The organism is Pseudarthrobacter sulfonivorans (assembly GCF_001484605.1).
Taxonomy (GTDB): Bacteria; Actinomycetota; Actinomycetes; order Actinomycetales; family Micrococcaceae; genus Arthrobacter; species Arthrobacter sulfonivorans_A.
Window position 1 is genome coordinate 358,248 of record NZ_CP013747.1, and the last position, 18,303, is coordinate 376,550.

Consider the following 18,303-nt stretch of genomic DNA (forward strand, 5'->3'; position numbering starts at 1 on the left):
CCCTGATATCTACCGATATCCGATCCGACAGTCTTCCGAGAGTCGGTGTGCTGTGGAGGTTAGGCAGGTATGGCGCTGTCACACTTAAGGCACAAGGACCAAACGGATGGGATCCCCGATTTTGTCTCGCAGGCGGCGCACAGCCTCATCCGCTGCGTCGAGCGGAAGGTGGTCGGAAATAGAACCCGACAGGTCGATGCGACCCCAGCTGACGAGTCGAACGAGTTGCTCGACATGCGGTGGTAAGTAGCCGTAGTGCCCAAGGATCTTGTGCTGGTATCGGATGAGAGAAATAGAGTCCTGGACGGTGAATGGCTTGCCGCTCAGCCCCGCGATCGTCAACCGACCATTGGTGTTCAGCAACGCGAGTATCTGTTCGGCGATACCCGGAAATCCTGCGAAATCGAACCCTGCGTCGATTCCACGGCCGCCATTCAGCTTGCGTACCTCTTCTCGAAAACCAGGCTCTGTCGGGTCAAGTGCCGCGTCGGCGCCGCGACTCATTGCTTTCTCCCGCGCAGCCCTGAGAGGGTCCACTGCGATGATGGGACTTGCACCGATCATTCTCAATAGCTGAATGGCGTGGAGCCCGAGGCCGCCCACTCCCCACACTGCAGCTGACTCCCCCGCGACCACCTTGGCGGTGTTGCAGATCGCCGCCCAAGGTGTCGCTACAGCGTCGGGAATGATGCAGGCTTGGTCGAACGGGAGATTGTCAGGAATGGATACAAGTACCTGCTGGGGCACCACGACGTAGTCAGCCCAGCCGCCGTCGTAGTCCAGGCCCATAGTATCGACACCCCAACTCCTGGCGATCACTGCCTGGAGGGTGACTCGGTCACCCTCCTTCCATCCGTCGACGAGCGATCCAAACGCATCTACGGTCCCGGCAACTTCGTGTCCGAGAGTGCGTACAGCGTTGACGTTCCGCATCGGGCCGATGTCTCCACTGATGAGATGGACATCCGACAGACACACACCCGCGGCGCGGACCTTGATACGGACTTCGTCCGGTCCCGGTTCGGGGATCGGGACCTCCCGGATGCCGAACTTACCAGTGGCGAAGTCTATGCTCCAGGCCTTCATGGCTGACACTACGTTGTCTCCTATTATTTGACGCTGGAGGGGCACCGTCGCCCGAAGGGGCGCCGGGGCGGTGTGTGGGGTGTCCTGGGCAAGCCGCAGCCTCACGGTCAAGCTTGCCCACCGCCCCGGAGCCCCGTTCCAGATCGCGGCACGATTAAGTTGTGGCTAGTGACGGCCGAATGCCTGCTGGTTTCCGAGGTCAATCCAGGCCGACTTGACTTCGGTGTATGCGTCGAGTGCATCTGGACCGAGCTCACGGCCGATGCCACTTTGTTTGAAGCCACCGAAAGGGACCGAATAGTTTGTCAAGCGGTATGTGTTCACCCACACCGTGCCGCTTCGGACGCGGCGGATCATGCGGTGGGCCCGGCTTACGTCATTCGTCCAAACACCTGCCGCGAGACCGAAATCGCTGGCATTGGCGATCTTAACCGCCTCGTCCTCGTCGCGGAACCGGATGATGCTGGCGACCGGTCCGAAGATCTCCTCTTGGGCAAGTCGAGATTCGTTGCTTACGTTGGCGAACACTGTCGGTTCGAAGAAGAGTCCCTTGCTGAGTTCGCTGGTCGTCATACACCTGGCTCCGCCGGCGACAACTTCGGCTCCCTCCGACTGCCCAAGGTCGACATAGTCGATAACCTTTTGGAATTGAGCGCGGTTCGAGACAGGACCCATGTCGACAGTGGGGTCGAGTGGGTCACCCAACGTCAAGGCCTGTGTAGCGCGGGCCATGCGGTCAACGAAATCGTCATAGATCGAGTCCTGAACCAGTACTCGGGAACCACCCATGCAGGTCTGCCCGGTTGCTCCAAAAATCCCGGCCATGGCACCATGCACTGCGTTGTCAATATCAGCATCGGAAAAGATGATGTTGGGAGACTTGCCGCCCAACTCGAGCGTTACCCGCGCGAATCGCTCAGCGGCCTGTTTGTTGATTGCGCGACCAGCGGACGTCGAGCCGGTGAAGGCGATCTTGTCCACCCCTCGGTGATCGACCAGCGCTGATCCGGTGGGCTGTCCGAACCCGGTGACGACGTTGATTACGCCGGGCGGGAAGCCAGCCTCCATGGCCAGTTCCGCCATCCTCAACGTCGAGGTTGGGGTGGCCTCCGAGGGCTTGATTACCACAGTGTTGCCGGCTGCTAACGCTGCGAACAACTTCCATGACAGAAGCATCAGCGGTGAGTTCCATGGGGTGATCATGGCCACCACCCCAATCGGCTCTCGGAAAGTGAATGCGGCGGTGTTGGGCCAGTTCGACTCGATTGTCCGGCCCTGAATCGTCTCGGCGAGCCCAGCGACGTAGTGCGCGTGCTGCCCCATCTGGAGCGCACCCCACGTCATTTCGCCGATGAGCTTACCGTTCTCATGGATTTGTCCGCGTGCGAGCTCGTCGGCATTTTCCGTCAGCAGGTCCGCGAAACGGCGCAGCAGAGCTGCCCGCTGGGATGGCAACGTTTGCGGCCATCCGCCTTCGTCGAACGCCCGACGAGCTGCCCTGACTGCCCGGTCGACGTCCTCGACAGTTGCCGCGGGGACTCTGCCCCAACTCGCGTTGTCATATGGATCTACGCAAGCGAAGGTCTCACCGCTGCTGGACTGCACCCAAGCGCCGTCTATCAACATGGAGTAAGAGCGATCGCTCTCTACCGAAAATCTTTCGGCGACGTGCCGTTCGTTCGTTGTGGTCATTTGATCTTTCGACCTTTCCATATTCTTCAAGTCATTGCGTCAGTTGGACAAAATGGCGTAGGGGGTGATCTTCGTTGCAGGGAATGATCCCTGGAGAACTTCCGGTCTGTGGTAATTAGTGGCAGCTCTAAGCTGCCGCTCAGTGCTGGCTCATGAAGGGACAGGCTGGAGCAGCCTCCAACTCCTCGGTGAGGCTGTCGGCCCAGGCCAAGGCAAGTTCGGTGGCGTCCGAGTTACTGGCAGCGTCGTGCCGGCCGTAGGTCGACACGCGTTGGGCACCCAGACGGGTGAGGAGCGCATCGATGATTTCGCTTCCGTGGCTGTAGGTTTCGTGGTATGTGCTATCGCCCAGACCGAATATCGCGTACCTGAGCCCGGTCAGGTCCGGGGCTAGCGCATCGAGTGCTTGGTGGAACGGCTCAGCGCCCACCGGGAGATCGCCTTCCCCGTAGGTCGAGCAGACAAAAATGTGCAACGCGGTGCGGTCCAGTTCGGTGACGTCGAACGTCGACATGTCGTGGACCGCGACCCCGGCTGACTGATTCAAGTGGTCAGCAAGGTCAAAGGCAACGAGTTCTGCGTTTCCTGATTCAGTGCCGAAGAGAATGATCGTGTTCATGAGAATTTCCTTTACGCCAGCGTTGGTGGACGGGACACGGGTGCCTCCCGGCCCATCATTGTTAATTCGCAGTTGGCAACGCTGCGGCGGCGGCCGGTGGGGTCGGCGCTTCCTCGGTTACCGTTGAGCTCCCACTTGCAACCTGACGCATGTGAGAAAAATCGACCAGCTTGTTCCGCATGCGATCAGTCGCTGCATTGTCCCGCTCCACCCGATCGATGCGGAGCCACTGCTCGAAACTAATCGCCCGATCCCTGACCGCACCCGCTAAGGAGGAATATCCCCCTTTGTCGCTCTTGAGTGGTGTGACCTCCAAGTTTCGAATGATTGTGTCGACGACAAGTCGGGCATCGGCCCTGCTGTCTGGGATGGTGCCTCTCGGACCTCTCCGCAACCAACCCACACAGAACAGGCCCTGGTCCAGAATTCCCACATCAAGGTCGGTGTCAGCGCCGACAAGTTCGGCGCGCTGGATGGCCTCGTCCCCGCGCTCACAGAAGCCAATTGCAGTGACAATCGCATCAGCTGCGAAGACCTGAGGTTGCCCGCCCTCGAGAGTGCTGATGCACCGCAACCCCTCGACTGAGTCAGTTCCCAACACGGCCTCTGGGATTAGGCCAAAGTGAAATGTAACGTCTACCAGAGCTTCTCCGACCGTAGAATCCGCTAAGTCACGCAGGGCAGCCACCCGGGCCGCTGCTGTGCGGTCTGTCGTCTCGTGGTCCTCGTTGAGGCCCTCCGACCGGAAACGTATGCCCGGCCTGCCCGCCAGCTCGCGAATCATGACACTGTCGAACTTTGCGTCCTGAGCACTGGATCGGCCTACAACGTCCACCCGTTGCAGGCGTCCGGCCTGAAACGCCAGCGCTTCGTCGTCAACGTCAGAACCCGCCAACAGTGCCTGCGGCGCGGTCACGAGTCGCACAATGTCGATGGCGACATTTCCATGCCCGAGGACGATCAAGTTCTCACCCAGCGAAAGTTCGGATGGATCCTCGTCGGGATGCCTGTTGAAAGAACGGGTCAGCTGCCCAGAACTGATGACACCAGGCAGGGTGCTTCCCGGGATTTCGAGGCCCCTGTCCCCGTAGAGCCCGGTTGCAAGGACGACCACGTCGAACTTCTCGCGGAGCACGTCCAGCGATACGTGGTCGCCCACGGACACATTGCCTGCGAACCTCACTCCGTCGCTCTGAAAGAGCCGATCAAACTGCTTCGTCACGGCCTTAGTTCCCTGATGATCCGGCGCCACGCCGTAGCGGATCAGTCCATAGGGAACGGGCAACCGTTCAAAAACGGTAATGTCGCACGTCGGAAGAGCTCTCTTGAGGAACTGAGCGGTGTAGCACCCGGCTGGACCGCTCCCGACTATGGCTACATTAAGGCCCACAGGCTGAACGGTGCTGTCAGTCATTTCGACGCTGGTTCCTGATTGCATCTGAGACGACACGAATCAGCCTCCAATAACTTCATGGGTAGGCAGGTTCGCCTCGCGGGCGACGAAAGTCTCGCACCGAGCTTTGTCTCCAGCCCTGGGGACGGCAGTGTCCTTCAAAACAACCTCCATGTTACGTGTCTCACAAGCGCAAGACCTTTTAGAGCAGTTAACCAAACAGTTGATCAACGGTCAATACCGACCGGCGTGTCGCCGGCCGCGCACACTTTCCGGTAGAGGAATTTCCGAAGCTTCTAAGCTGCGCTACGGCCGAAAAATCAACCTCTTCTATGTGGGGAGGACGATAGGGATTCAGGTAGGGGCAATGTTCTGGGTCGCCCCTGGTTCAGGGTCGTGAATATACAACTGGACGCTTAGAAAAGGAGGGCCGCCTCCGGCGCCCTGGCAGCCAAATTGACGCAGCCAAGCCACGCATAGCTAACTGCAGGGGAAAGATGTCCTCGTGACCGATACCTTGGCCACGCCTGGCGGCGGGGTCGTTATCCCACCGATGGGCAACGACGACCTCATTCTCGCTGACTTCGAGCTGTACGGCGTCCACGAAGTCCCCGGGCCTCGGGCAGCGGGCTGGAAGGTCCCGCTCACTCAAGATGGAAACCGAGCGGATGTCCCCGGCGGATAGCGGCTCTTCGCCTCAGGCTGTTCCCGCTACGCCCCTATCCACGTCGGAATGGCGGCGACGAACCAAGCCAGGCCCGGTCCAACGAGGCAGAGAAAACCAGCATAAGCGAGCAGCTGCTTGTAGTAGCGGTCGCGGATCGAAGCTTCCACATTGGCCAGCAGCATTGCGCCGTTGCTGGAGAACGGGCTGATGTCCACAATCGTGGCCGAGATCGCCAAGGCTGCGATGAATCCCCCTACGTGCACGTCGCCGGACTGCAGGAATGGCAGGGCAAGCGCCATAACCACGCCTATGATCGCCAGCGAGGAGGCCAGCGCGGAGATCAGTCCTGCCATGTAAAACAGCAGGAGCGCCGCCAGCAATGGGATGCCAACCGCGGAGATCCCACCGGAGACCCACTCCACCGCGCCAGCGGACTGCAGCACGACTATGTAAGTCAGCACCCCGGTGACCAGCACGACGATCGGCCACGACACCTTCGACAGCGCGGCTTTGCCCGCAGCGGGGTCTATGATCGCCAGGATCACTGAGATAACAAGGGTCACAACTCCCAAATTCAAACCGAACACCAGCACGGACAGCACCATCGCGCCCAGCCCCAGCAGAGTGAGAACCTGAGTGCCGGTAACCCGAGTCTTCACATCGACGATCGTTCCCCCGGCCTGGATCCTTGTCCCGGGGCCCGAGCCGGGAACTCCGGTCAGGTCCGATCCGGCGTCGCCCTCTACCCGCAAACCCGGCCGGTTGCGCAGGAGCGCGTAGATAATGGCGGCGAAAATCGTGTTGAAAGCCAGCGGCATCAGGAACAGCGTCAGCGGGGCGGGAGGGAACCCGGCGCTATCGAGATATCCATTGATAAAGATCCCATAAACGCTGATCGGGGAAAACGCCCCAGCGACGGCGCCGTGGGCCACCATAAGACCCATCATGAACTGGTTGATGCCATGACGACGGGCAACAGTGAGGGCCAGCGGGGTTACGATCCCCACCACAGCCAGGGCACCGAATCCCATCATCACAGCCGTAAGCCCGAAAAACGCCCACGGCAGGAGCTCCATTCGGCCTCTGACCAGCCTCACGCACCAATTGACGATAACCTCGATGGACCCGTTATTTTGCGCGAACCCAAACAGATACGTCAGACCCACGAGAATAAGGAACAGGTCGACCGGGAAGCCGGCCAGAGACTCGTTGATCTTCTGCCCAAGCACCAACGAGCCAACACCTACTGCTGCGATGAAGCCCAACAAGCCCATGTTGACATCTCTCCACGTGGCGATGACGAACATGATGGCGAGGACGATTATGGAGATTAATTCGGGACCCATAGTGGCCTTTCGTGTGCAAGTTTGAGCGACGCATCGTTGCGCCGCTCGATTGTCGTTCCCCAGTTCATCCTCGAACCCGATGGTCCGTATTTGCTAGGAAAGTCTGATTCAAGAGGCCCAGAGCTGGTCTAAATGGTGGTGAGGCCCACTTCTATATGCGCAAGCGCAATTGGGAAAGGCCAGTCGCCGTAGATCTTCTCGTTGCTCCGACAGCTCCACCTCATAAATGCTTTTCAAAATCAGATACCGAGTTGCCTGAACCCCGAGCCCACCACGCCCCATATTGCTGCTTGCCCTCCCGCTTCCACCCTGGCGGTTTGCCACGGTCCGCGCGCAGAGTAGTCGCGACAGCGATACGGAGTCCATGGTGCCCCGGACCTTGGCCAGGAACTCCGCGGCGCCTGCCGTACAGAGTAGGTTTGGGCCCACCTAGCGTCAGTGCATGAGTTCTTCAGCGCCCGGGGGTAGGCGAAGTTGCTTTGCGGATGGCGCAACTGTTGTGCCTAGAGCCAGGTTCAGCGATGCGGACGGCACCGTCCCATGAAGATGTTCTACATGTAACCTGTCTCACAATCCACAGGCTGCCACAGTAGTCAACCAAACGGTTAGTACGGAGTCAATCCCACTTCGGTCGGTAACTCGCCCACCCTCATCCCGCGACCGTCAAGGCTTGCCTAGATCATCGAGCGCATATATAGTTTCAACCATCTAGTTAGTTAATGCCGCTCTGGTCCTTGGGCTTTTCTGCCACTGATCTGCTGCCAGTCCGAGTCAACACTTGCTAGCGCTGATGCGGTGCAGCACAAGGCTTCGACCTCTTCTCACCTGTTGGGAAGGGGCATTCGCATAAACGGTTAGGTCGCGGAGAACGTTCCGTGGCCCGCCGAATTCAGATAGGGATGGTGTGATGAGTTTTCCAGTTGTGAGGCTCAATGAGGAAGGCATGCGCGAAGGCATGCAAATCGAGTCGGTGAACATCTCCATCGATGACAAAGTTCGCCTCCTGGACGCGTTGTCCGCGACGGGTCTCGAGTCCATCGTGGTCGGCTCATTCGTCAGCCCGAAGTACACCCCGCAGATGGCTCAAATCGAGGAACTGCTCAAGCGGTTCACACCCGCGCCCGGAGTGCGCTATCTCGCCCTGGCGTTGAACCAGCGAGGCAAGGAGCGTGCGGCCGAGTTCACGCCCCCGCTGTCCCCTTCGCCTTATCCGCCGTCCACGTTGGTCCATCTGTGCGACACCTTCATTCGGCGCAACGCCAACATGACGCAGCAGCAAGAGATCGATCGATGGCCCGAGATCGTCACACGAGCGGTAGAAAGTGGCGCGCCGAAAGCGGGCATTGCCCTCGGCGCAGCGTGGGGCTCGAACTTCTCCGGCCACCGTTCTGAGGGTGAGCGAATCGACATCATCGCGCGACAGCACGCACTGTGGGACGACGCAGGCATCCCGGTGACGTTCCTTGCTCTGGCCGACCCCATGAGCTGGTGCATGCCCGACGAAGTCGAGTCCACACTCTCCCGTGTACTCGAAAGGTGGCCCGGCATCACCGAATTCCATCTGCACCTCCACGACGCGCGTGCCATGGCACTGCCCTCGATATACGCAGCGCTCAGGGTGCTGGACAGCCGTCACACCTTGTTCCTCGACGTCACCTTCGGCGGCATAGGGGGCTGCCCGTACTGCGGCAATGGGCGCGCAACTGGGATGGCAGCAACTGAGGACGTGGTGAACATGCTTGAAAACATGGGCATCTCCACGGGCGTGAAAATCGACAGGCTGATTGACGCTGTGTGGCTGCTGGAAGACGTCCTGCAACGCGCCACCCCAGGCCACGTGTCGAAGGCGGGCCCCCTGCCGCGCAGCGCAGACCAGTTCTACGACCCGAACCTCCCTCTAATAGAGACGCATGCGGAGGCCGAACACTTCAAGCTCGGCCCAGCAGTTGCCGCTCACCAGATGCGTCCTTGGCGTGAACCCATACCAGCACCCGATCTAAGGGAGCCCGCGAGCGTCACTGAGGAATCAGGGCTGGTAAGTGGCGGGATCGCTCGATGAGCATTGTGGATGACGAGGTTCTCGCCATGGTGGGCGTCAAGGGATCCTTAAGGGTTGCTCCGCTCCCCTTGGACGCCAGTACACTGCGCCGGTTCGTGCATGGAGTCATGGAAGGCAATCCTGTCCACTGGGATGAGGCTTCTGCCCAGGCATCGCGATACGGGCAGGTGGTCGCTCCTCCCTTGTGGCCGTCCCACGCGTTCGTTCGTCCATCTGGTGCCCACGCAGACCCGTTGGAACAGTTGAACGTTGACGCCGATTGGGACGGTGCTGCGGGCGAGTTGTTCGGTCAGTTGCCCCCCGTACCTATATCGCTGGGCCGGCTACTGAACGGCGGCACGTCAGCCGAGTTTTATCAATTGCCCACGATTGGCGACGTAATCAGCGCGCAGTCCGAGTACGTCGAGATTGTCGAGCGCGAGGGTCGCACCGGACCAATGGTCATCGTCCGGGTGCTCACCGTCTATAAGAACCAGCACGATCATCTTCTTTCTCACGTAACGAACTCGCTCATCTACCGATAGCCGGTAAAGCACCTTGGAGGCACCCTTGAAAGCAGAGACCCTGGCCGACCGGTTCTCGTCAATCACCATCGGTGACGACATTCCCGATCTCGTGCGCGGACCAATGACCCCGGTTCATCTAATGCGGTGGTCATCAGCCATTGAGAACTGGCATCGCATCCATTACGACAAGCCCTTCGCATTGGAGCACGAGAAGTTGCCCGACCTGCTGGTCAACGGCAGCTGGAAGCAACACTTCGTTGTTCAAGGTCTTCGAGAGTGGGCTGAGCCCGACGGTTGGCTGCTTCGCGTCGCGTTCGAGTTCCGTCAGATGGACGTCGTCGGTTCGACCCTCACCGCCTGGGGACGGGTGGTGAAGACCTCGAATGTGGACGGCCTGGGCTACGTGGAGCTGGAAACAGGCATCCGCAACGAGCACGGCGTGGAGAGCACGCCGGGTTCCGCAACCGTAGTCTTCCCGCTCACGATGGCCGTCCCCTACCCGTTCCCGGCCCTGTCATGAACGAGCAACGCGGCGCACTGACTGGAGTCAGGGTCCTTGAGCTCAGCGGCGGCATCGCCTCGTCCTTCGCCGCGAGGATTCTGGGTGACTTCGGGGCAGAAGTCATCAAGGTAGAACCCCTCGCCGGCGACGAGCTGCGAAAGCACGCGCCCTTCATGGACACTGCAGACGGTGCACCTTCTGACGTAAGCGCTCTCTTCACCTACCTGAACTGGAACAAGCGTTCAGTCGTTGTCGATTCGGAAAACGATCCCGCGGCCCTCCAACACCTCTTGAGTCGAGCCGACATCGTGATCCTCGGTGATGATAAACCGAGCATCGCTGGTTGGACAATCGTCCCGTCAGAGCTGCACGCAGACATACCCGAGCTGACCGTCCTGTGCATCACTCCGTTCGGCCTGAACGGGCCACAGTCTGATTGGTCCAGCTCGGAATTGATTCTCCAGGCAATGAGCGGCCTTATGGCCATTAGCGGTTCGAGCGAGCGTGAACCGCTCATGCGAGGACTACGCCAGTCCAACTACACCGCAGGGATAAACGCCGCCTACCTAGCCCTTGCCTCGTACTTCAGCTCCCTCACAAAGGGTACGGGCGCCCTTATCGACCTGGCCATCCGAGATGTCCTCTCCTCAGAGCTGGTCTTCAACCAACCTACGTACGCGTTCCTCGGCGCCATCCAAGCCAGGCAGTCGGAATTCAAGGACCCCCTGACCTACGGGGAGCCGCTACTGGCCAGCGACGCATATGTCACCCTGCAAACCAGTGCACTGATACCTGTCTCAGCCTTCGCAGAAATCCTGGGAGACGAACGGCTAAAGGACGCGCGCTTCGCTACCGCCGAGGACCGCCTTCAGCACGTGAAGGACCTAATCAACATCCTCGAGGAAGCCATCACCGGATGGGAAGGGCGAGCACTATTCCAGCAAGCATCCGACGCCGGCTTGCTCGCCGGGTTCGTCCAGACTGCGCAGCACCTGCTGGACTGCCCGCAGCTCCAGGCCCGACAGGTTTGGGCTGAGGTTCCCAACAGCCGAGCCGCCGACGGACAACCATGGAAACTCCCAGCAGGCATGGTTTCCCTCTCGCGCACTCCCGTGAAAATCCGTTCGTGGGCGCCGGAACTGGGCCAGGACACCATTACTGAGATGGCAAGTTTGCCGGTAGGGAGCGTTCGGTGATTATCGACCCCAGTGGCTTCACCTCGACCAACACCTCCGAAGGGCCTCTCAGCGGCTTGCGCGTAATCGATCTATCTACCGTTTTCGCAGTGCCCTACATTGGGGGGCTGCTTAGCGACATGGGCGCCGATGTCATCAAAATCGAGTCCCCCGAACGCCTCGACCAGACACGCGGAGGTGCATATGGTCCCTGGTTGGACAATGTACCGACCGAACAACCCTGGGACCGGTCCGGGACCTTCCACGTCATCAATCGAGGTAAGCGTTCTCTGATTCTCGACCTCAAGGCTGACGCCGGACGTAAGATACTCCGGGATCTCGTCGACGGAGCAGACATCCTTCTCGACAATTTCACGCCGAGGGTGCTGCGCGGGTGGGGCCTAACATATGACGTCCTTGCTGAAAACAACCGCGGACTCATTCACCTCTCCAACAGCGGCTACGGCTCGACCGGACCGTGGTCTGAATACAAGGCGCAGGGAACCACACTCGAGTACACCATGGGGGTGGGCGGCTACTCCGGATACCGCGGGGAACCGCCCACCAAAATTGGTCAGTCCTACCCCGACTTCCTAGCTGCCTGGACGGGTGCCACTGCCATCATGGCCGCTCTGGTGCATCGGCACCGGACGGGCGAGGGACAGTGGATCGATATGGGGATGTACCAGCTAGGAGCAGCTGTGATCCCTGAAGCGCTCATCGCGACCCAAGCCGGTGAGACCGATATTGGACGCCGCGGCAATGACGAGCTGCAAGCCTACCTCAGCGGTGTCTTCGAGACCGCCGAAAGCGGGCGATGGGTCGCCATCAGCACAGACGAACGAGCATGGGACCCGGACGTCGTACCGGCATCCCTGGACGGAGCTGCCGGCAGGGCTGCCCGCCGCCAAATCCTCGCGGCCTGGGTGCTGGCGCATGACCCCGAGACTCTCATCGAATCCCTCCATGCCTGGGGCGCTACTGCCGCACCCGTGAACGACGCACGGGACTTGGTCCTCGACACTCAGCTCGCCCATCGAGGATTTTACGAATGGGTGAACGTCGACGAGAGCACCGACGAACGTCCGGTCATAGGGACACCGTATCTATGGGAAGCAGGAGGCAGTAAGGTCTACGTGCGGTCCCGGGCACCGAGATACGGGGAACACAACACGGAGATTCTGGACGAGCTAGGCGTTCCCGGCGAGGAACAAGTCGCCTTGATACGGGCGGGTGTTGTGACCGATGGTCCTCGCAAGCCGATACAGGCGAGTCCGTTCAACCTGGATGTCTACCTTAAACGCGGTGTCTACTCGTCGGTTGACGCAGACTACCGACGAGTGATCCGCGAGGCCCGATTCGCGAACCGCCAGCAGGAAAACGCCTAGACGAATTGCGTAGTCGACCAAAAACTGAGTATTCATCCCTTATCGAGGAGAACAGCACCCAATGAAATCATCGCGTGATCCGTACGAAGCACTTCCCCAGCTGCCCGAGTTTGACATAACCAGCACCGAGCTCCAGCACGGTCAGACGCTCCCACCGGCGCAGCGCAGCGGCAGGATGGGGATTGAGGGCGGCCTAGACCAGTCCCCGCAGCTCTCATGGTCAGGGTATCCGCCGGAAACCAAGAGTTTCGCCGTCACCATACTGGACCCGGACGCCCCTACCGGAAGCGGATTCTGGCACTGGGCTGCCTTCAACCTTCCGGCGTCAACAACGTCGCTGCCCTCCGGGGCAGCGGAGCTCGGTCTGCCCGACGGCGCCATACAGCTGGCGAACGATGCCGGGTTCCCCGGTTTCCTGGGTGCGGCGCCGCCGCCCGGCCACGGGATGCACCACTACCACGTGGTGGTTCACGCGCTGAGTGTGGAGAAGCTTGACATCCCTGCTGAAGCCAGCCCCGCATATCTAGGATTCAACCTCTTCTTGCACGCCATCGGCCGCGCACGGCTCGTCGGCTCGTTTCATCAGCCCTGACCTTCCCAGACTTCATATAACACAAGGACTTTTCATGCAGATTGTTTCGTTTCGCCCCAACGGTTCGACGGAGCCGCTTCGTGCCGGCTTCAGCGACAATGGCTCCGTCATTGCCAGCTCCGACCTCGGCTACCCCGACACCGTGCGGGAACTGCTCACCCACCACTCACACGAGCTCACCACTGTGCTGGACAAAGCACGCGCAGCGCTGGCCACCGGAGAATCCGCCACTGACCTAGCCGCAGTACACCTGGGCCCGCCCGTGCCCGACCCGGACAAGATCCTCTGCATGGGCCTGAACTACCTCGAACACATCGAGGAAGCCTCGGCCGCCGTCACCGAATTCCCCCCAGTATTCGCGAAATTCCGCAACTCACTGATCGGCGCCGCCGACACCATCCTCATGCCCGGCATCAGCACCGACATCGACTACGAAGCAGAACTCGCCATCGTCATCGGCACCCGCTGCAAAAACGTCACCGTCGAAGACGCCCTGGACCACGTCGCAGGATACGCGGTCTTCAACGACGTCAGCGCCCGCGACATCCAGTTCCGCAGCCACCAATGGACCTCCGGGAAAATGCTCGACACCTTCGGACCCATGGGCCCCGGCATCACCCCCAAAGAAGAAATCAGCGACGTCCAGGCCCTCCGCATCCAGGCCAGAGTCAACGGCGTCACCGTCCAGGACAGCAACACCTCCAAAATGATCTGGCCCGTAGCCGAAACCATCTCCTACCTCAGCGCCATCATCACCCTCGAACCAGGCGACATCATCGCCACCGGCACACCAGCCGGCGTAGGCCTCGCCCAAGACCCACCCCTATGGCTCAAAGCCAACGACATCGTCGAAATCGAAATCGAAGGCCTCGGACTACTCCACAACACCGTCAAAGCACCCCAAATGTCAGGCGCGGTCAAGACACAGGCACGTAAGCCGAAAATAGCCGCTGCCTAGCGAAAGATGGTGGACGGTGGCAACTTTAGGCTCCACCGCGTCGCACCAGATGTCCACGGTGAAGGACTGCCGAGAACACCGAGGCAGAGTTAACCGTCACCTATGAATCCTTTTTATCTGCTCTCAAAGGAGCCGCGGCATGAGCCTGAAGGAACAGTTCGGCAAGGATGTCCTGCTCACCGGCTGGGGCCACAGCCGCTTCGGCAAACTGACCAACGAGACCCTCGAATCCCTGATCGTCCAGGTGGCCACCGAAGCCATCAGCAACGCCGGTATCGAGCCCGGCCAGATCGATGAGATCTACCTGGGCCAGTTCAACTCCGGCCTGATGCCGCTGGCTTTCCCATCCTCCCTGGCGCTGCAAGTCTCGCCGGACCTGGCCAACGTCGCCGCCACGCGTGTGGAGAACGCCTGCGCATCCGGGTCGGCCGCGTTCCAGCAGGGCACCAAGGCCCTGCTGGCCGGGACAGCGAAGACCGTGCTGGTGATCGGCGCCGAGAAGATGACGCACGCCGGAGCCGACGTTGTGGGGGCCGCCCTGCTGGGTGCAGATTACGACATGGCCGGCCAGACGTCCACCACCGGCTTTACGGGCCTGTTCGCGGACGTCGCCAAGCACTACGAAAAGCGCTACGGTCGCGGCGACGGACAGCTGGGCGACGTGCTGGGCTCCATCGCGGCCAAGAACCACCGCAACGGCGTGGACAACCCCTACGCCCAGCTCCGCAAGGACCTTGGCGAGGAGTTCTGCCGCACCGTTTCGGACAAGAACCCCGTGGTGGCCGATCCCCTGCGCCGCACTGACTGCTCCCCTGTGTCCGACGGCGCCGCCGCCGTCGTGCTTTGCACGTCCGCGTCATCCTCCGCCGCGACCCTTCCTGTACAGCTGACCGGCTTCGGCCAAGCCAACGACTTCTTCCCGACCGTACGCAGGGACCCCACTGCCTTCGCCGCCACCCGGGTGTCCTGGCAGCGCGCGCTGGGAATGGCCGGCGTGGGGCTTGAAGACCTGGACTTCGCCGAAGTGCACGACTGCTTCACCATCGCCGAGCTGCTGATGTACGAGGCCATGGGCCTGACCGAACCGGGCCAGGGCGCCCGCGCTGTGCAGGAAGGCTGGGTCTTCAAGGACGGCAAGCTGCCCGTCAACGTCTCCGGCGGGCTCAAGGCCAAAGGCCACCCCGTGGGTGCAACCGGCGTATCCCAGCACGTCATCGCCGCCATGCAGCTCACTGGGACGGCTGGCGACATGCAGCTCGCCAACCCCCGCCGTGCCGCCGTCCAGAACATGGGCGGTGTAGGCATCGCCAACTACGTCAGCGTCCTCGAAGCCGTGTGAGTCAGATGCTGGAAGATAAGCCGCAGCCTACGAAGGTACGAACGACCCTTATTCTCGCTGCTGATGACCGCATCGGCTCGAATCAGCCATCCGTCGTCGACGACCACTCTCATAGCCTGCCGATCAGACGATGGCAGCCACACCTGGTGACGCAGTGGAGTCGCCTGTGGCAAGACGAATTCGTAGAGCTGCGCGAGAACCAGAGGTTGACTGCGACGGGACGCGTTGACGAGGTCACCGACGATGGAACCACAATCTGGATTCATCTAAGCAGCGGGAGGGGCCGAAAAATGCTTCATAGCGGCGACGGCGTCGACATCTGGCGGGTGGACTCCCGTATTTGCCAAGACCGACCGCAACAAGGCTAATTCCCGTGGTCCAATCAGGGGCCAACTGTCCGGGCTCCGACGACCGGACATCCGCTCTCGCAGCGGCTCCGCATGCAAACACCGGACAAAGCTAAGGAAACAGGGTGTCCGACATGTTGTAGGATTCGATCGAGACGTTCATCCAACCGGTTGAACGGGCCTCGCTATCTCCATGCAGGACTAGAACAAAGGCGACGAATCTTACGACGAGTGCGTTCGATCGCGCCATCAGATCCAAGACCAGGACAAAGTGGCCTCCTATGACAAAACGAAAAGACGCAGAGAAGCCGACGTCCGGCGAAGAAGCAAACGACTCCTCCTCGAAGGACCAGCGGATCCTGGAAGTAGCTGCCGACGAGTTTGCCGCGGTCGGCTTTGCCGCCGTTCGAATCGATAAGATCGCTGCCCTGGCGAAGTGCAACAAGCAGTTGATCTATTACTATTTCGGCAGCAAGGAGAACCTCTACGAAGCGGTTCTGGCGAAAATGGTCGAGAAGATGGCGTCGTACTGGGCTGAGACGGAAAATCTCAAGCTTGAAGACACACTTTCGTATCGATTTGCCAACTTGTCGAGAGATGTTGAGCGGTGGCGGAGACTTCTTATCTGGGAAGGCCTTGAAATCGACGCGGAGGACGGCGACGAACTCCGCCTGCAGGAAGTGCGCGCCCAGTCGGTCGGTCGGCAGACTGAGACCATTAGGCGAGCACAAGATCGAGGCGAAATAGATCCAGGCATCGATCCGGCGATGCTCACTCTGTTCCTCACCTTGATGGCCAGCGGGCCGGCCGCCTTCCCTCAACTAACACGCATGATCACTGGCGACAAACCAAACTCTCCTGAGTTCGCCGCTCGCCAGAACAAGTTCTTCCGCACCCTTGTCCATCCGATTACCGGTGCAGGACGTCTTGAAAGAGATGTCGCCCTAGACGAAGAGAAAGACCCAGTAAACGCCGAGCATTGAGCTCATGCTTTACGAGGTCGTGAGGAGTCGAAGCCTCAGCAATTTACGTCATGTATCATCAAGCGCCGCATTGGCGACGAGGACTCGACCAAGGCACTGGGTGAGGATGACGACCTGGACGAAAGCCGGGTAGACGCCCGCCCGCATAAGGCTTGGTTGGAGGGGCGCAACCTGGCCCAGCAGGACCGGGCGACCACCAGATTGCAACGAATTTGGCTGTGCAAAGTCGTCCTAGTCAGCGGGGATCGCAACGCATAATCAACCAGATCACAAATCATTCATCTAGTTGGTTGACAGGTGAGCTCCGGTGCCCATAGCATCGTTTCTATCCCGGCGCATTCGCCGCCGGACGTGTCAAGGAGGATACAACATGGCAGCAGCCACAGATCAAAGCACCAAAATTCCGGATCTCACGGATCCGCAGACGTTCGCCGACGGTGTTCCGCACGAGGTCTTCGACGTCCTCCGCGAACGAGAGGGCCTGTACTGGCAGCCCGCTGCTTTTGGTACGCGCAACGGTGGCTTCTGGGCGGTAACCCGGTACGCCGACATCGTGGAGATCGAGAAGAACTCAGCAGACTTCACCATTACTCTCGGAAATCAGTTCCCCGGCTCTGACGGTGCCTTTGCCGCACTGCGCGATGACATGCTGGTCATGGATCCTCCGCGGCACACTAAGATCCGACGTGCGGCCACGGCGGCATTCACGCCACGCGTCGTGGCCAATTTTGATCCGTGGATTCGTGAGATCGTCAACGAGATCCTGGACGAGACCCTACCGCTGGGAGAGTTCGACTACATCGAAGCGGTCGCGCGCCACCTGCCTGCTCGTGTGATCGCACGTGTCATGGGCATTCCCCGCGATCAGCGAGAGCGCATCGTGAAACATGTCGACGCAGTCTTCGCCGCGACCATGGCGCCCGATGCTGGCGTGTCGATGTTCGGGGTCATGGAGGGATTCTTCGGCTATGCCAAGGAACTGCAGGAGACGAAGCTTCATGCCCCGCAGGACGACATGGTCACGGCTCTATCGCAACTCGTCGAGAAGGGGGACCTCGATCAGAACCAGTACGAGCAGTACGTCCAGCTTCTCGTGATGGCTGGGTACGAGACGACGCACACGCTCATTGGCCAGTCGATGCGGATGGTGGTCGAGGACCCGGAGGTTGCCGCAGCTGCGGACAAGGCGGTCGCCGAGGGCAACAGCACTCGATTGGTCGACGAGTTCCTGCGCTACACGTGCCCGGTGATGAACATGGTCAGGTGCGCGACGCGCGATATGGAGGTCTTCGGCGAGACAATCCGCAAAGACGATGTCATGCAGATGTACTTCACCGCCGCCAACCGCGACCCTGCAGTTTTCAGCGAACCCCACAGGTTCAACCCTTCGCGACCCGAGACGGCGACCTTGAGCTTCGGAAGTGGTGCTCACAAGTGCATTGCCAGTGCGTTGGCAAAGCTCGAGGTCAGCATCCTCTTCGAAGAGCTTCACGCACGGGGAGTCAAGCTGGAGCTGAACGGTGAACCCGGCCGCGGCCAGAACGTGTGGATCAACCAGCTCCACTCGCTGCCAGTTCGCGTGATCCGCTAGCGGCACGTATTCGCAGCCGCTCCAGGTCACACCCCGTTCAAACCAAAGGAAGAGGAACTC

Annotated in this window: 16 protein-coding genes; 11 read left to right on the plus strand and 5 right to left on the minus strand. The window is 60.4% G+C overall.

Going from position 1 to position 18,303, the window contains the following annotated elements; genetic code table 11:
* Nucleotides 1–84: 84 nt before the first annotated feature.
* The 4 genes from AU252_RS01550 to AU252_RS01565 form a co-directional block, all read right to left on the minus strand.
* Nucleotides 85–1,086, minus strand: a complete 1,002-nt coding sequence (locus AU252_RS01550) for a zinc-binding dehydrogenase (RefSeq protein WP_058929222.1) — start codon at nt 1,084–1,086, stop codon at nt 85–87.
* A 165-nt stretch (nt 1,087–1,251) separates the two neighbouring features.
* Nucleotides 1,252–2,778 (minus strand): aldehyde dehydrogenase, encoded by a 1,527-nt coding sequence (locus AU252_RS01555; protein WP_058929223.1) that lies wholly within the window; start codon nt 2,776–2,778, stop codon nt 1,252–1,254.
* Nucleotides 2,779–2,917: 139 nt separating this feature from the next.
* Nucleotides 2,918–3,397 carry a flavodoxin domain-containing protein gene (locus tag AU252_RS01560; RefSeq protein ID WP_058929224.1) on the minus strand — a complete coding sequence of 160 codons (480 nt, stop codon included), beginning with the start codon at nt 3,395–3,397 and terminating at the stop codon, nt 2,918–2,920.
* Nucleotides 3,398–3,458: 61 nt separating this feature from the next.
* Nucleotides 3,459–4,811: an FAD-dependent oxidoreductase gene (locus tag AU252_RS01565; RefSeq protein ID WP_058929225.1), complete on the minus strand. Its 1,353-nt coding sequence runs from the start codon at nt 4,809–4,811 to the stop codon at nt 3,459–3,461.
* 484 nt (nt 4,812–5,295) lie between these two features.
* Between AU252_RS01565 and AU252_RS23725 the strand changes: the two genes are divergently transcribed.
* Complete coding sequence (locus tag AU252_RS23725) at nt 5,296–5,475, plus strand: hypothetical protein (RefSeq protein WP_157768913.1); 180 nt, start codon at nt 5,296–5,298, stop codon at nt 5,473–5,475.
* 26 nt (nt 5,476–5,501) lie between these two features.
* Here AU252_RS23725 and AU252_RS01570 read toward each other — a convergent pair whose 3' ends face one another.
* On the minus strand, nt 5,502–6,764 hold the full coding sequence (locus tag AU252_RS01570; RefSeq protein ID WP_240484299.1) for an SLC13 family permease: 1,263 nt from the start codon (nt 6,762–6,764) through the stop codon (nt 5,502–5,504).
* A gap of 946 nt (nt 6,765–7,710) precedes the next feature.
* On the opposite strand from AU252_RS01570, the gene AU252_RS01575 reads away from it, so the two are divergent.
* The 10 genes from AU252_RS01575 to AU252_RS01625 all read left to right on the plus strand — a co-directional run bounded on the left by AU252_RS01575 (nt 7,711) and on the right by AU252_RS01625 (nt 18,243).
* Nucleotides 7,711–8,862, plus strand: coding sequence for a citramalate synthase (locus AU252_RS01575; protein WP_099093361.1), 1,152 nt, complete (start codon nt 7,711–7,713; stop codon nt 8,860–8,862).
* Nucleotides 8,859–9,386 (plus strand): FAS1-like dehydratase domain-containing protein, encoded by a 528-nt coding sequence (locus AU252_RS01580; protein ID WP_058929228.1) that lies wholly within the window; start codon nt 8,859–8,861, stop codon nt 9,384–9,386. Before AU252_RS01575 ends, AU252_RS01580 begins: the two co-directional genes overlap by 4 nt.
* 25 nt (nt 9,387–9,411) lie before the next feature.
* Complete coding sequence (locus AU252_RS01585) at nt 9,412–9,888, plus strand: hypothetical protein (protein ID WP_205630620.1); 477 nt, start codon at nt 9,412–9,414, stop codon at nt 9,886–9,888.
* Nucleotides 9,885–11,066, plus strand: coding sequence for a CoA transferase (locus AU252_RS01590; RefSeq protein WP_058929229.1), 1,182 nt, complete (start codon nt 9,885–9,887; stop codon nt 11,064–11,066). The genes AU252_RS01585 and AU252_RS01590 overlap by 4 nt, the downstream gene beginning before the upstream one ends.
* Entirely contained in the window at nt 11,063–12,433 is a 1,371-nt protein-coding gene (locus AU252_RS01595; protein ID WP_058929230.1) for a CaiB/BaiF CoA transferase family protein, read from the plus strand. Before AU252_RS01590 ends, AU252_RS01595 begins: the two co-directional genes overlap by 4 nt.
* 61 nt (nt 12,434–12,494) lie before the next feature.
* Nucleotides 12,495–13,025, plus strand: a complete 531-nt coding sequence (locus AU252_RS01600) for a YbhB/YbcL family Raf kinase inhibitor-like protein (protein WP_058929231.1) — start codon at nt 12,495–12,497, stop codon at nt 13,023–13,025.
* 34 nt (nt 13,026–13,059) lie between these two features.
* Complete coding sequence (locus AU252_RS01605) at nt 13,060–13,983, plus strand: fumarylacetoacetate hydrolase family protein (protein WP_058929232.1); 924 nt, start codon at nt 13,060–13,062, stop codon at nt 13,981–13,983.
* Nucleotides 13,984–14,122: 139 nt separating this feature from the next.
* Nucleotides 14,123–15,322, plus strand: coding sequence for an acetyl-CoA acetyltransferase (locus AU252_RS01610; RefSeq protein WP_058929233.1), 1,200 nt, complete (start codon nt 14,123–14,125; stop codon nt 15,320–15,322).
* A gap of 628 nt (nt 15,323–15,950) precedes the next feature.
* Entirely contained in the window at nt 15,951–16,652 is a 702-nt protein-coding gene (locus AU252_RS01620; protein ID WP_058929235.1) for a TetR/AcrR family transcriptional regulator, read from the plus strand.
* 370 nt (nt 16,653–17,022) lie between these two features.
* Entirely contained in the window at nt 17,023–18,243 is a 1,221-nt protein-coding gene (locus AU252_RS01625) for a cytochrome P450 (protein ID WP_058929236.1), read from the plus strand.
* Nucleotides 18,244–18,303: the final 60 nt, after the last annotated feature.

Excerpts from the sequence above, each read along its gene's own strand:
- AU252_RS01550 (WP_058929222.1), bottom strand. The coding sequence starts at position 1,086 with ATGAAGGCCTGGAGCATAGACTTCGCCACTGGTAAGTTCGGCATCCGG.
- AU252_RS01555 (WP_058929223.1), bottom strand. The coding sequence starts at position 2,778 with ATGACCACAACGAACGAACGGCACGTCGCCGAAAGATTTTCGGTAGAG.
- AU252_RS01560 (WP_058929224.1), bottom strand. The coding sequence starts at position 3,397 with ATGAACACGATCATTCTCTTCGGCACTGAATCAGGAAACGCAGAACTC.
- AU252_RS01565 (WP_058929225.1), bottom strand. The coding sequence starts at position 4,811 with ATGACTGACAGCACCGTTCAGCCTGTGGGCCTTAATGTAGCCATAGTC.
- AU252_RS01570 (WP_240484299.1), bottom strand. The coding sequence starts at position 6,764 with ATGTTCGTCATCGCCACGTGGAGAGATGTCAACATGGGCTTGTTGGGC.
- AU252_RS01575 (WP_099093361.1), top strand. The coding sequence starts at position 7,711 with ATGAGTTTTCCAGTTGTGAGGCTCAATGAGGAAGGCATGCGCGAAGGC.
- AU252_RS01580 (WP_058929228.1), top strand. The coding sequence starts at position 8,859 with ATGAGCATTGTGGATGACGAGGTTCTCGCCATGGTGGGCGTCAAGGGA.
- AU252_RS01590 (WP_058929229.1), top strand. The coding sequence starts at position 9,885 with ATGAACGAGCAACGCGGCGCACTGACTGGAGTCAGGGTCCTTGAGCTC.
- AU252_RS01600 (WP_058929231.1), top strand. The coding sequence starts at position 12,495 with ATGAAATCATCGCGTGATCCGTACGAAGCACTTCCCCAGCTGCCCGAG.
- AU252_RS01605 (WP_058929232.1), top strand. The coding sequence starts at position 13,060 with ATGCAGATTGTTTCGTTTCGCCCCAACGGTTCGACGGAGCCGCTTCGT.
- AU252_RS01610 (WP_058929233.1), top strand. The coding sequence starts at position 14,123 with ATGAGCCTGAAGGAACAGTTCGGCAAGGATGTCCTGCTCACCGGCTGG.
- AU252_RS01620 (WP_058929235.1), top strand. The coding sequence starts at position 15,951 with ATGACAAAACGAAAAGACGCAGAGAAGCCGACGTCCGGCGAAGAAGCA.
- AU252_RS01625 (WP_058929236.1), top strand. The coding sequence starts at position 17,023 with ATGGCAGCAGCCACAGATCAAAGCACCAAAATTCCGGATCTCACGGAT.